The sequence below is a fragment of the Rhodoglobus galactosidasius genome, assembly GCF_054957775.1.
Genome location: NZ_JBQIAV010000001.1, coordinates 395905 through 408363, shown reverse-complemented (window position 1 = coordinate 408363; position 12459 = coordinate 395905). Strand labels below are relative to the sequence as shown.

13 protein-coding genes and 1 pseudogene are annotated in these 12459 nt (G+C 63.0%); 11 read left to right on the top strand and 3 right to left on the bottom strand.

Annotated features, from left to right (window positions below; translation table 11 throughout):
* Window positions 1-22 precede the first annotated feature (22 nt).
* Together ACTJJW_RS02085 and ACTJJW_RS02080 are read right to left on the bottom strand one after the other, a co-directional pair.
* Window positions 23-406: a fluoride efflux transporter FluC gene (locus tag ACTJJW_RS02085; RefSeq protein WP_462642348.1), complete on the bottom strand. Its 384-nt coding sequence runs from the start codon at window positions 404-406 to the stop codon at window positions 23-25.
* Window positions 403-840: a fluoride efflux transporter FluC gene (locus ACTJJW_RS02080; RefSeq protein WP_462642346.1), complete on the bottom strand. Its 438-nt coding sequence runs from the start codon at window positions 838-840 to the stop codon at window positions 403-405. The genes ACTJJW_RS02085 and ACTJJW_RS02080 overlap by 4 nt, the downstream gene beginning before the upstream one ends.
* Before the next feature lie 98 nt (window positions 841-938).
* On the opposite strand from ACTJJW_RS02080, the gene ACTJJW_RS02075 reads away from it, so the two are divergent.
* Complete coding sequence (locus ACTJJW_RS02075; protein ID WP_462642344.1) at window positions 939-1580, top strand: hypothetical protein; 642 nt, start codon at window positions 939-941, stop codon at window positions 1578-1580.
* A gap of 25 nt (window positions 1581-1605) precedes the next feature.
* Here ACTJJW_RS02075 and ACTJJW_RS02070 read toward each other — a convergent pair.
* A pseudogene (locus tag ACTJJW_RS02070) lies at window positions 1606-1985 on the bottom strand (transposase); the annotation flags it as partial.
* Between the two features lie 430 nt (window positions 1986-2415).
* Here ACTJJW_RS02070 and ACTJJW_RS02065 point away from each other — a divergent pair.
* The 10 genes from ACTJJW_RS02065 to ACTJJW_RS02020 all read left to right on the top strand — a co-directional run bounded on the left by ACTJJW_RS02065 (window position 2416) and on the right by ACTJJW_RS02020 (window position 12448).
* Complete coding sequence (locus tag ACTJJW_RS02065; RefSeq protein WP_462642343.1) at window positions 2416-3090, top strand: GntR family transcriptional regulator; 675 nt, start codon at window positions 2416-2418, stop codon at window positions 3088-3090.
* A gap of 108 nt (window positions 3091-3198) precedes the next feature.
* Window positions 3199-4017 (top strand): SDR family NAD(P)-dependent oxidoreductase, encoded by an 819-nt coding sequence (locus ACTJJW_RS02060; protein WP_462642342.1) that lies wholly within the window; start codon window positions 3199-3201, stop codon window positions 4015-4017.
* Window positions 4010-4609, top strand: a complete 600-nt coding sequence (locus ACTJJW_RS02055) for a carboxymuconolactone decarboxylase family protein (RefSeq protein ID WP_462642340.1) — start codon at window positions 4010-4012, stop codon at window positions 4607-4609. Before ACTJJW_RS02060 ends, ACTJJW_RS02055 begins: the two co-directional genes overlap by 8 nt.
* Window positions 4610-4663: 54 nt before the next feature.
* The gene (locus ACTJJW_RS02050) at window positions 4664-5653 is read left to right on the top strand and encodes a TAXI family TRAP transporter solute-binding subunit (protein WP_462642339.1); all 990 of its coding nucleotides are present in this window, start codon (window positions 4664-4666) and stop codon (window positions 5651-5653) included.
* Window positions 5654-5658: 5 nt separating this feature from the next.
* Entirely contained in the window at window positions 5659-6189 is a 531-nt protein-coding gene (locus tag ACTJJW_RS02045) for a hypothetical protein (protein WP_462642338.1), read from the top strand.
* The gene (locus ACTJJW_RS02040) at window positions 6186-8318 is read left to right on the top strand and encodes a TRAP transporter permease (protein WP_462642336.1); all 2133 of its coding nucleotides are present in this window, start codon (window positions 6186-6188) and stop codon (window positions 8316-8318) included. The genes ACTJJW_RS02045 and ACTJJW_RS02040 overlap by 4 nt, the downstream gene beginning before the upstream one ends.
* A complete protein-coding gene (locus tag ACTJJW_RS02035; RefSeq protein WP_462642334.1) occupies window positions 8315-9550 on the top strand; it encodes an MFS transporter in 1236 nt (411 codons plus the stop codon). The genes ACTJJW_RS02040 and ACTJJW_RS02035 overlap by 4 nt, the downstream gene beginning before the upstream one ends.
* A complete protein-coding gene (gene lhgO, locus ACTJJW_RS02030; RefSeq protein ID WP_462642332.1) occupies window positions 9547-10773 on the top strand; it encodes an L-2-hydroxyglutarate oxidase in 1227 nt (408 codons plus the stop codon). The genes ACTJJW_RS02035 and lhgO overlap by 4 nt, the downstream gene beginning before the upstream one ends.
* The gene (locus ACTJJW_RS02025) at window positions 10770-11675 is read left to right on the top strand and encodes a dihydrodipicolinate synthase family protein (protein WP_462642331.1); all 906 of its coding nucleotides are present in this window, start codon (window positions 10770-10772) and stop codon (window positions 11673-11675) included. Before lhgO ends, ACTJJW_RS02025 begins: the two co-directional genes overlap by 4 nt.
* Window positions 11675-12448, top strand: coding sequence for an SDR family oxidoreductase (locus tag ACTJJW_RS02020; RefSeq protein WP_462642330.1), 774 nt, complete (start codon window positions 11675-11677; stop codon window positions 12446-12448). The genes ACTJJW_RS02025 and ACTJJW_RS02020 overlap by 1 nt, the downstream gene beginning before the upstream one ends.
* Window positions 12449-12459 lie beyond the last annotated feature (11 nt).

The following is a 12459-nucleotide window of genomic DNA, read 5'->3' as shown; positions in this document are numbered from 1 at the left end:
CTGATCACAACGACTAAAGGCACTACAACTCGGTCGCGAGGGCAATCAGCCAGAAGTAGGTTGCTGCTGCAGCGCCAATGCCCACGACAAGGTTGGCTGCCACGCTAACGAGCGCAGTGCGAACCCGCTTGAGCGTCACGAACTGAATCGTCTCGACGCTGAGGGTGCTGAAGGTGGTGAGTCCGCCGCACAACCCCGTCAACAGCACAACCTCGAGATTCGGGTCGATGGTGCCGATGTGCGCGAGACCAGCAAGCGTGCCCCCGAGCGCAGACCCCGTCGCATTGACGATCAGCACAGCCCACGGGAATCGGTTGTTGGAGGCGAAGGCGCGAGTGGTCAGATACCGCAAGATTGACCCGGCCGCCCCGGCAACCAGGATCGCTGCGATTACCCCGCCGGTCATTCGGTCAACATTTCTACTTGCACTGTGTCGCTGTCGAGCTCAGCATCGTCGCCGCCAGAACGGAGGGTGCGACGCGAACCGAGCCACAGCCCGAAGGCTGCGGCGGCGAGTCCGAGCACCATCGTCGCGGCTAAGTAGATGACGGCGAGCATCCACTGGTCAACACCAATGAGGTTCACGACGGCGACAGCGAGCGCAGAGAATGTGGTGAACGAGCCGAGCAAACCTGCACCGAGTCCGGCACGTGCCCACGTGGGTGATGCATCCCAGAGCGTGGCAACGACGAGGGCAAGCACGAAGCTGCCAATAATGTTCGCGATGAGTGTTGAGACCGGAAAAAGGTCATCGTTGGTCGCGAACGCGAGATCGAGGGCAAAGCGCAGACCAGTGCCGAGCGCACCGCCAACGGCAACAGCAGCAAGGTCCCGAATCATTGCGTGCCCTTTCGGTGGTTCGTGGCGGTTGGCCCGCACTGTCACCCTATGACACATGGGCACCCTGCCGTGGCCTGTTGCAGCCATAGACTTGTTGCATGCCCCGCACCACTTCACGCCGCCGCTTGTGGCCGTGGATCGTACTCGCGGTAGTTGTGGTGCTGCTCGTGCCGGTCGCCATCATTGTGGTGCCGATTCTCACCCATGAGAGTGCCGGACAGTCGAACCAGCAGCAGACCGATGAGCAGTGGCCGCTCTCGGTAACGGCGACCGGTGACGACGGGCGAACGCGCACGCTCAGCGTCGCTGGCGAAAACGGCGAACCGATCGAGACCGAGGCGCTCGTTCGCCACGAACGAGTCGTCGTGAGCGGCACCGGGTATGACGGATCGCAGGGTGTCTACGTTGCCGTGTGCGTCATCCCCGAAACCGCCGCAGACAAGCCAGGCCCGTGCATCGGCGGCGTACCGAGCCAACAGCAAGAAGACGTAGCAGCAGGCACCGTGCAGTGGGCACCGAGCAACTGGATCAACGCCGACTGGGCATGGCGACTATTTGGCGCTCGCAGCTATGACGACACGGCAGATGGTGCCTTTACGGCGTACCTGGAGTTGGGTGACCCGCAGGGCGAGGATGCCGATTGCCTCGCGAACGCCTGCGGCATTTACACGCGTAACGACCACACCGCGCTCAACGACCGAGTGCAGGATGTTTACGTGCCGGTGCATTTCAGCGAATAATCGTCTCGGGCGAGGGTCACCGCCGGTGACCCCACACCCCGAGTTCGTCGATAATGTCCAACGCCGACGCCCACTTCGTGCGATGCCGTTGCGTCTGTGGGATCTGAGCTTTGGCCCGCCTTGCTGCGATCGTTTCGGCTTACCCGTTGATGTCTGCGGAGGTGTCATCCCACGATTCGGGCACGAACAAACGCCAGTCCAGCGGGCAGGAAGTGTTGTCTGTGGCCGCGTGTACACTGACCGCGATTTGACAGTTACCGATCTTGCCGAGAGTGCCCGAATACTGGCGAACCACGCCGGGTGGGAGTCGCCGTCTTTCTTGAACCCGGTATTGCCCACCACCCACGTGTCGGGGCTTATCACGTCGATGGCTTTGCGCACCAGATCACGGCGAACCGGCACGATGAGATACCTCAGGGTTCCGAGCGGACTCTTCGCCGCGCCAATCACCACGTTGCTCGAATCCGCCTCTGATATAAGCCTCCTGATGAGGTTTGGATCGTCAACGATGGACTTCAGCCCCTCAACGGTGCGCAACAGCATCCGTATCGATGGCAGCCAGAGTCCGTGCGCGCTGCACAATATACGAGGCGATACCGGATCCCGTTAGCCCGAGAACGGTGACGAAAACTATCGACACGACGATTCGTGATCGCACTGACAGCGCCCGGCGTCGCCTGGTGGCGTTCGCTAACAGACTTTATCGAGGTGTGCCATCAGGGGTCATCGTCCAATTATTCAGTAGCCGAGGTCACCAAACGCTAATTCAGGCACGAGAGATAATCTGGGCTACAGTTTCGATCGTGATGCGATCAGATGGATCCGGGAAGCTCGCGTGAACGGCCGCGCCGAAAAACCGGCCAAGCGGCCCCCAACCGCGCAGGCTTTTGTGCTCGCCGAGCTGCGACGGGCCATTATTGCCGGCGAGCTTCTCCCTGGCCAGTCACTGCGCCAGGAGGCGCTCGCCAATCGTTTTGGCGTCAGTCGCGTTCCCTTGCGCGAAGCACTGAAGATTCTGGAAGGCGAGGGGCAGGTTTCTTATGAGCCGCACCACGGCTTCACTGTGGCCACGCTTTCCTTGACTGACCTGCTGGAGGTTTACCGGTTGCGGCAGCTGCTCGAAGCAGAGGCAGTGCGGGTTGCAGTGCAGTGCAGCCAGCCCGGTGTCATAGGGGAGCTCAAGCTGGCGGCCGGTGATGTCGAGGCAGCCAGTGCTGCAGGGGACCTCCTGAAAATGACCGAGGCCAACCGCCGCTTTCATTTCGTGCTGATCACCGCCGCCGGAATGCCGCGTCTCGAACGGATGGTGCAGGTCTTGTGGGATGCCACCGACGCGTATCGCTTTGTCTATTACGGCGCGGAAACTAACAGAAGTCGGGTGGAGCGGGAGCACACCATGATCATTCAGGCGTATGCGGACGGCGATCCTGACCGGCTGATCACAATGCTTGATGAGCACCGAGAGCACGCTGTTGACTCCCTGCGAAAGTTCCTGGACGCCGGAGGCTAAGAACGACTGCGCCGGTTCGCGCGGTGATCGCGCGACTTGATCACGGCTGCATAACGTTTTTGTGACTCGGGGTTATAAGACGCTGCAGTTTTTGTATACATTATTCAAATGACGTCTTTTACGGACCGCATCGTCGCGGTCTCAGAGCTACAGGCAGACGGCCAAATCTCTCCAACGGCACCAGCTTTAGGCAATGATTGGCTCGGAATGTCGGGGCAGCGGGTCCTGGTCGCTGGCGCAGGCGGAATCGGCGCCGCCTGTATCACGGCATTCACGAACGCCGGTGCACTTGTGATTGCCGCGGACGTCGACGCCACGAAGCTGGCAGCACTGGATGCCACAGTGGCCACTGTTCAGGTGGACCTCACCACAACCGAGGGTTGCGAAACCGCGGTCGCCGCAACCCAGATGCAACTGGGCGGGCTCGATGTGCTGGTGCACGCGGTCGGAGTAAACAACCGCGTGCCCATCCTGGATACCCACGACGATGACTGGCAGCGAATTCTCGACATCAACCTGTCCAGCGCGTTCCGCCTGGGACGCGTCGCCGGCCATGTGATGGTCACAGCCGGCTATGGGCGTCAGGTCTATTGCTCCTCGGTGTCTGGCATTCTGGCCCACCCCGACCACGGCCCATACGCCGCCAGCAAGGGCGGCCTCGACCAACTGATCCGGGTGATGGCACGCGAATGGGCGTCCAGCGGGGTCACCGTCAATGCCATCGCACCCGGCTATGTGGAGACCGAATTGACCCGCGGCCACCTCGACTCCCCCGGAATCCGGGAGCATTACACAGCACTCGTCCCGGCCGGGCGGCTAGGAACCGTGCAGGATCTCACCGGGTCGGTATTGTTCCTCGCCTCGAAGCAGGCAGCCTTTGTCACCGGCCATGTGCTCTACGTGGACGGAGGCCGGACCCTTGTCTGAGCAGGCCAGTGGCGGCCGGTTTCCGCTGCTCGCACCTCAGCTGCTGTCGGAAGCCCAGCGAACTCTTCACGACACGATTACTGGCCCTCCCCGCGCTGACGGCCCGTTCCTGATTGTCGACGATGGCGGCCACCTGGCTGGCCCGTTCAACGCGTTGCTGTACTCGCCAGCGATCGGCCATGCCGTGCAGGCATTGGGCGCTTTGCTGCGCTACGGCGGCACGCTCTCCGACCGCACCCGCGAACTGCTGATCTGCGCCATCGCAGCCGATACCAATGCCGACTACGAGTGGTACGCGCACAGCCGGGTCGCCGCCACTATCGGAATCCAGCCCGCCGAACTGGAAAGCCTCCGCCGCGGCACGATGCCTGTCGGCCTCAGCGGCGCTGAGCAGGCCGCACTCGAGCTGGCCTGGGCCATCCTGCACGATCCAACGGTCGACACAGATGTCCATGCCGAAGCGTTCAGGCACCACGGGCACACCGGTGTCACCGAGCTCGCGGTGCTGGTGGGCTACTACCGCATGTTGGCCGGACTACTGGCTGCCGGAGACATTCCGGCGCCCTCTTCACACTTCAGCATCGACGAGTAACACATCAGTAATAACCATCCAACGTAAATAGCCACAACCAAAGGGAGAAAACCGATGACCATCACAACTACGCGCCGGATCAGCCTCACGGCCGCTGTCCTCCTGGTGCCAAGCCTGTTCCTGACCGCCTGCGGCAGCCCGGACACCAGCGGCGGCGACGCATCCGGCAGCGGCACACTATCCATCGCAACCGGCGGCACCGGCGGCGTCTACTACCCGCTGGGCGGCGGCTTCGCCACGGTCATCCGGGACAACGTCGAAGGCTATGACGCCACAGTGCAGGAGACCAACGCGTCGGTCGACAATATGCTGCTCATCCAAAACGGATCCGCCCAAATTGCATTTGCTGTCGGCGATGTGGTTTCTGATGCCGTTGCAGGTGTCGGCGAATTCGAGGGCAATGCCGTCGAGGCCTGTTCCCTTGGCAACATCTACAACAACTTCATGCAGGCTGTCACGGTCGACGCCACCGGAATCCAGAACGTGGAAGACATGGCTGGCAAGGTCATTTCCGTCGGTGCACCGAACTCGGCTACTGAGGTTGGAGCGGTGCGGATACTCGAGGCAGCGGGCATTGATCCGGCAACGGGAATCGATCGTCGCCAGCTGGGTGCGGCCGAGACCATTGCAGCGCTGCGTGACGGCACCATCGATGCTGGCTTCTGGTCCGGTGGCCTTCCGACCGGTGCCCTGATCGACCTCGCCAGCGACGGAGACATGAACCTTCTTCCGATTGGGGAGTACGCCGACGTACTCGCTGCAGAGTACGGCGAGTACTACTTCGCGCAGGACATCCCGGCTGATACCTACGAAGGTCAGACGGAAGCGGTATCCGTGATCGCTTCGCCGAACATCCTGGTTGCCAGCCTCGACATGGACGAGCAGCTTCAGCACGACATCACCGCAGCAATCTTCGATAATGAGGAAGCCCTGATTCAGGTGCATCCAGCCGCTGCCGAACTGGATGCTGCTACGGCTGGCGACATCTCGTACATTGACACCTGCCCCGGCGCGCAGACGTACTTCGATGAGGCAGGTGAGTAGAACCCATGCTGAGGCCAGCCGTCGTCATTAGCCTGGTGTGCCTTGGCACGCTTGGCGCGATCGGTATCGCATCCGCGGTGGGTGTCGCATCCGCCGCGGAGCAGGACGAAGCCGATGACACTCGATCACTCGTCATTAGCAATGACGGCGGCGAGCTGGCCAGCATTCCTCTTGCGGGGAACACTTTCGCCGTAAGTTACCGAAATTCGATCTATGGCACGGTGGCCGAAGAGCGTTACTTAGTCCTTCCAGATGGCCGCTATTTGCTGACGCAGATCGCTGCCGACCAACTGGCGGTTCTCGAAGAATATTATGCCGTTCCCGGTGCGCCAGCCCGCGCAGCGGAGTCCGATCGCCGCGCATGGGTAGTGTCGCCGGATCCGGCGCATCCGGCCGAGTTCGAAACGCTTTCGCTGGCGGCCACAGACCTCGGGCAGCGCACACTGCATACCCCCGGCTCGGCCCCGCTCGAACTCTGGCGGCTGGTCGAAGATAGCAATCCGTTCATTGTGTTAGACATCAAGGAGACCCCATGACTGAGCGACCAGACGGCAATGACGCCGTGAAGCCGCACGCAATCCACCCCGTCTCTCTGAATGAGGCGATTGACCCCGAGCGTCGCGGCGGAGCGATGGTCCCGGAAGACGGCGATGGAGTCATTAATCCCATAGACCGCAGTGATGAGATCGACGAAGAAGCGCTCATTGCCGAGTTCGAGGCGGAGAAGCCGGCCCGCAAGCTCACCGGAATACCCTCAATCATCGTCAAGGCCATCGGGGTGGCCCTCTCACTGTTCGCGCTGTATTGGGTGTTCAACCCGATGGCGACGCAGCTCTATCTCCCCGCATTCCTGATGATCGGGCTGTCCATGACATTCCTGGTCTACCGCGGCTGGGGACGCTCATCCAAGGCAAAGGACCTCGGTCGCTCGGATAACCCGCACGTCGTGGACTGGGTGCTTGCGGCAGTCGCCATTGTGCCATTCGCGTACATCATCTCCGACTGGGATTCATTTTTCCGCCGGGCTATTAACCCCACTTACCTCGACCTGGCCATGGGTACCATCGCCATCCTGGTCACTCTTGAAGCCGCGCGGCGCACTGTCGGCGTGCTCGTACCGCTGGTTGTTGCTGGGTTCTTCGCCTACGCGTTTTGGGGTCCCTACTTTCCGGACCCGTTCCAAACCTCCGCCTTTGGCTGGATCCGCCTGGTCGGCCATAACGTCATGGGCACGCAGGGGCTCTTCGGGGTTCCGACCGATGTTGCGGCGACGTACATAATTCTCTTTACAATCTACGGCGCGGTGCTTGGCGCATCCGGGGCCACGAAGTTCTTCATCGATCTGTCGTTCTCGGCCTTCGGCCAGTCCAAGTCGGGACCGGGCCGCACCGTCACCCTCGCCGGCTTCCTGCTCGGAACGGTGTCTGGCTCTGGTGTCGCCACCACCGTGACCTTGGGCGGAATCTCTTGGCCACTACTGCGCAAGGCCGGATACCCGAAGGAACACGGCGGAGGTATCCTCGCGGCAGCCGGCATCGGTGCCATCATGTCCCCGCCCACTTTGGGCGCCGCGGCATTCATCATCGCCGCGCTGCTCGGTGTCTCCTACCTGCAGGTGTTGATCTGGGCCACTATTCCGACTCTGCTGTACTACTTCGGGATCATCCTTGCCATTGAAATGGATGCCAGACGGTTCAAGACAAAACCCGTCAAGATGGATGTGAAGCCTGTCGGCAAGCTATTGCTGCGCTTCGGTTACCACTTCAGCTCCCTCATTGCGATCGTGGTATTCATGGTCATGGGCATGACGCCGTTTCGCGCCGTCGTCTTTGCGACAGTGCTCGCATTCCTACTCAGCTTCCTCGACCGCCAGTCCTGGATGACGCCCAAGCGCATTTGGGACGCACTGGCAACGGGCGCGACTGGCGCGCTGTCCGTCATTCCCGTGATGGCCGCCGCCGGGCTCATCGTGGGGGTCATGACTCTGACCGGCCTTGGGTTGAAGTTGGCCAGCATTATCGTGGACTTCGCGGGCGGCAATCTCCTGTTGACTGCGATCTTCTCGGCGATCTCCGTCACCCTGCTCGGCCTCGCGGTTCCCGTGACCGCCAGCTTCATCATCTCGTGGGTGATCATCGGGCCTGCCCTGCAGGATGTCGGTGTTCCCGCGTTCGCGGCAGCCATGTTCATCTTCTACTACTCGGTGCTCAGCGAGGTTTCACCTCCAACGGCGCTGTCTCCGTTCGCGGCGTCGGCCATCACCGGCGGTAAGCCCATCAAGACCATGTGGCTCACCTGGCGGTATACGCTTTCGGCCTTCCTCGTGCCGTTCATCTTCGTGCTGTCCGGGTCGGGAGTCGGACTACTCCTGCAGGGTGGAATTGGCACCATTGCCCTGGCGTTCAGCGTGTCAATCGTGGCGGTAGCCGCGCTCGCCGTCTCAACCGGGGCATGGCTTCTGGGGCCGGCTCGTTGGCCTGAACGCATTCTGCTCGGCGTCGGATCCCTGCCGCTGTTGGTCATGGAGCCGATGTACATCGCCATTGGTGTTGCCATCATCGCCGTCGGGGTGTTGGTGCACATCGTTGGACGACGCCGAAACCGTAGCGATGAAACACCGGATGACAGCGCAGAATCGCCGGCGCTCAGCGTCGAAACTCTGTGACTGCCACAGCGCCAGCGCGCGCCACCGGTATGCTGCTGCATGCCGTCTCGGTGACCACCACTGGCGTACTGCCCGTGTACTTGGTGGGTGCGCTGGCGGTGCAGATTCGCGGGGATTTGCGCATCGGACCGGCTGAACTGGGGGTGGCGGCCGCTACGCTTTTCGCGGTCTCTGGACTCCTCTCCCATCCGCTTGGTCGCCTGATTCAGCGAATCGGAGCCACCCGCGGAATGATGGTGTCCGCGATTCTGGCAGCAGTTGCCCTGGTCGGAGCAGGCGTGGCGCAGTCGTTCGCAATGCTCATTGCTGCACTGTTTGTCGGAGGAGTCGCCAATGCCCTGGCGCAGCCTTCCGCTAACTTGGGCATTTCCCGCGCGGTGAGCCCCGGCCGGCTGGGGCTGGCTCTCGGGATCAAACAGTCGTCCATCCCGGTGGCCACCATGATCGCGGGGCTTGCCGTGCCGGGCATCGCGCTGACGGTCGGGTGGCGATACGCTTTTTTCTTCGGCGCAATACTGGCGCTGGCGCTGGGTTTGTTGGTGATCTTTAGAGGCCAAGACTCACGAAAGCTGACGACGGAGAGCGTCACAGAAGTCGACCGCGGCACTCCCCGCGGTGGGCTGGTGATGGTCTCGATCGGCGCAGGGCTCGCAGCGGCCGCAGCAACATCGCTGGGTGTCTTCCTCGTGGATTCCGCGGTGCAGTCTGGTATGTCTCCGAGCACGGCAGGGCTGCTGTTCGCGGCAGCCGCCCTGCTCGGCCTGTTCCTCCGCATCGCACTCGGCGCCGCGATGGACCGATTCCCCCGCCGCAGCCCGTACGTATTGATTGCCAACCTTCTCGCCCTGGGGGTAGTTGGCTTCCTGCTGCTCAGCCTCGGCAGCACATCACTTTTCACAATTGGTGCCTTCTTGGCGTACGGCGCTGGCTGGACGTGGCCGGGGCTGGTGCACTTCGCAGTTGTGCGCGACAACCGGCTGGCCGCTGCATCCGCGACAGGCGTGCTGCAAACCGGGCTCTCGCTTGGTGCGGCGTGCGGTCCATTGCTCTTCGGCCTCCTGGTGGCCGCGACGTCTTACAGCACCGGCTGGCTGGCCGCCGCCGCTGTGGCGCTCCTGGCCGCCGTGACCTTTCGCCTCGGGCGCCGGATGATCCGCAGCTCTCGCAGGGCACTCGCGGGCGGCGTACTGGGGCAGGCCAAAGAGTATTCGAACACGGAGGAACAACGATGAAGTCCAACAGTTTCGCGGTTGTCGGGGGTGGCATTGTCGGTGCCGCCGTGGCCAGGCGTCTTCTCCAGGTACAGCCGGATGCACAGGTCACTCTGCTCGAAAAGGAGCCCGTCCTTGCGGGGCACCAAACCGGGCACAACAGCGGAGTGGTGCACTCTGGGCTCTACTACACGCCCGGTTCGCTCAAGGCGCTGCTCTGTCGGCGGGGAGCGAGCCTGTTGCGCGATTATTGCGCGGAGCGCGGACTGCCGTATGACGAGTGTGGCAAGGTGCTGGTGGCACGCAATGAACTCGAGGATTCTCGCCTTGGTGACATCATGTCGCGTGCGATGGCCAACGGCGTGCCCGGCGTGCGTTTGCTCGACGAGGCCCAACTGCGCGAACTCGAGCCCCACGTCCGCGGAATTTCTGGCATCCACTCCCCCGAAACGGCCATCGTCGACTACGCCGCCGTCACCCGCGCCCTGGCCGACGACGTCATTTCAGCTGGCGGCACGGTGCGGACATCCTTTGAGGTGACAGCTCTCGACAAACACGGCAGACAGACCCTGGTGCGCGGTGGGCACGGCTCCAATGAGCACTCCGCTGCCTATGACGCCGTCATAGTCTGCGCCGGCCTGCAGGCCGATCGCGTTGCGCAGCTGGCCGGCGACGAAGCCGATCCGCGAATTCTGCCGTTCCGCGGCGAGTATTACCTGCTCCGCCCCGAACGGCGGCACCTAGTGCGGGGACTGGTTTACCCGGTACCTGACCCGCGCTACCCATTCCTCGGAGTCCATCTCACTCCCCGCGTCGATGGCGAAGTGATGGTGGGCCCGAACGCAGTGTTGGCCCTGGCTCGCGAAGGCTACGGGTGGTCGAAAATTTCCGTCCGCGACCTATACGACGCGGTCTCGTGGCCGGGTTTCCGCAAATTCGCACGGCAGAACTGGCGAACGGGAGCCACCGAGATGGTGGGTTCGCTGAGCCGCCACGCTTTCGTCGCCGCCGCCCGCAAATACATCCCCGAGCTAACGACGGCGGATGTGGTGCCCGGCCCGCGCGGGGTGCGGGCGCAGGCTCTGGGTCGGGATGGTTCCCTGATCGATGACTTCCGAATAACCCGCCACGGCTCCGTGCTGAGCATCCGAAATGCCCCATCGCCTGCCGCAACCTCATCCATGGCCATCGCCGAACACGCTGTCGACCTGGCCCTCGACCGAAAGGACATTACCTCCCCATGAACACACCGATCCCACCCCTCAAGCCCGGATTGTGGGGCGTGCTTGCAACGCCGTTCAGTGGAGCCGACTTCGCTATTGACACCGACTCGCTGCGCCGGGAAGTGCAACTTTACACCGCCATGCCGGCGACCGGACTGGTGGTTCTTGGCGTGTTCGGCGAGGGAGCCTTCCTCGACTCGGCCGAGCAGGCGCTCATTGTCGGCACCGTAGCCAACGAAGCTGGTGCCACCCCGATGGTCGTCGGGCTCTCCGCCCGTTCAACAGCGGTGGCCGTTGAGCAGGCGCGCACCGTCGTGACCGCGGCTGGCGACAACCTTGCCGGACTGATGGTTCAGGTCAACAGCTCGAACCCCGACATACTCACAGCGCACCTGACCGCGGTGCACCGGGCGACCGGCGCAGGCGTTGTGCTCCAAGATTATCCGGTCGCCTCTGGCGTCTCGATTAACGCAGCGCAAATCCTGGCGGTTGCCGAGCGGTGCCCGTTTATTGTGGCCATCAAGTCCGAGGCACCGCCCACCGCTGTCGCGATTGCCCAGCTCACCGGCGCAACATCCGTGCCGGTATTCGGCGGGCTCGGCGGAGTAGGCCTGCTGGATGAGTTGGCTGCGGGCGCGGCTGGCGCGATGACCGGTTTCTCCCACCCAGAAGGCCTGCAGGCTGCGCTGACGGCCTGGGATGACGGCGGCTACCGCAGCGCCCGCGCGGCCTTTGCTCCGTGGCTGCCGCTGGTCAATTTCGAAGCCCAGCCGAGTGTCGGACTGGCACTGCGCAAGGAGGTGTTGTGCCGCCGCGGCGTGATCGCCGAAGCACTGGTTCGGCCTCCATCGCCAACACTGCCAGCGCAGCTCGCCGAACTCATTGACGCCCACCTTGAGGCCGTGAAGGTTGGGGCTGCCTGATGGATACCGGACTCAAGGGGAAGAACGTTTTGGTTCCGGGCGCCAGCGCGGGAATCGGGCTCGCTATCGCCAGGTCGCTCTCGGCAGAGGGTGCCAACGTGGTACTCGCCGCTCGCCGCGGTGATATGGTTCGCGCAGAAGCGGAACGCCTACCATCCGCCGTCGGCATCGAAATTGACCTGACGGCAGACGATGCGCCGACAACACTGGCTGCAGCGGCTGCTGAGGCGTTCGGGCCCGTCGACGTACTCATCCTGAACTCCGGCGGACCGCCGCCCGGCGGAGCCTCGGCTGTCAGCGACGAGCAGTTGCTGTCGGCGGTACACCTGCTGCTGCTCCAGCACGTGCGACTGACCTCCCTGATAGTTCCCGGAATGCGGGAGCGCGGATGGGGGCGGGTGGTGGCAGTCGGCTCCAGCGGTGTGCAGCAGCCGCTGCCAGGGCTGGCACTCTCCAACATTGGACGCGCGGGACTTGCCGGATATCTCAAGACCCTGGCATACGAGGTGGCTGGTGACGGCGTGACTGTCAACATGGTGCTGCCAGGACGCATCGACACCGACCGCGTTGGCTCATTGGATTCGGCAGCAGCCCAACGCACCGGACGCACAGCCCAAGAGGTACGCGCGGCATCCGAGGGCTCCATTCCAGCAGGCCGGTACGGAAAGCCAGAAGAGTTTGCCGCCGTCGTGACCTTCTTAGCCAGCACAGCGGCGTCCTACGTCACCGGGGAGCAGATCCGCTGCGACGGCGGCCTCGTTCGTGCCTACTAATCGCATGCTTA

Excerpts from the sequence above, each read along its gene's own strand:
- ACTJJW_RS02085 (WP_462642348.1), bottom strand. The coding sequence starts at position 406 with ATGACCGGCGGGGTAATCGCAGCGATCCTGGTTGCCGGGGCGGCCGGG.
- ACTJJW_RS02080 (WP_462642346.1), bottom strand. The coding sequence starts at position 840 with ATGATTCGGGACCTTGCTGCTGTTGCCGTTGGCGGTGCGCTCGGCACT.
- ACTJJW_RS02075 (WP_462642344.1), top strand. The coding sequence starts at position 939 with ATGCCCCGCACCACTTCACGCCGCCGCTTGTGGCCGTGGATCGTACTC.
- ACTJJW_RS02060 (WP_462642342.1), top strand. The coding sequence starts at position 3,199 with ATGACGTCTTTTACGGACCGCATCGTCGCGGTCTCAGAGCTACAGGCA.
- ACTJJW_RS02050 (WP_462642339.1), top strand. The coding sequence starts at position 4,664 with ATGACCATCACAACTACGCGCCGGATCAGCCTCACGGCCGCTGTCCTC.
- ACTJJW_RS02045 (WP_462642338.1), top strand. The coding sequence starts at position 5,659 with ATGCTGAGGCCAGCCGTCGTCATTAGCCTGGTGTGCCTTGGCACGCTT.
- ACTJJW_RS02040 (WP_462642336.1), top strand. The coding sequence starts at position 6,186 with ATGACTGAGCGACCAGACGGCAATGACGCCGTGAAGCCGCACGCAATC.
- lhgO (WP_462642332.1), top strand. The coding sequence starts at position 9,547 with ATGAAGTCCAACAGTTTCGCGGTTGTCGGGGGTGGCATTGTCGGTGCC.
- ACTJJW_RS02025 (WP_462642331.1), top strand. The coding sequence starts at position 10,770 with ATGAACACACCGATCCCACCCCTCAAGCCCGGATTGTGGGGCGTGCTT.
- ACTJJW_RS02020 (WP_462642330.1), top strand. The coding sequence starts at position 11,675 with ATGGATACCGGACTCAAGGGGAAGAACGTTTTGGTTCCGGGCGCCAGC.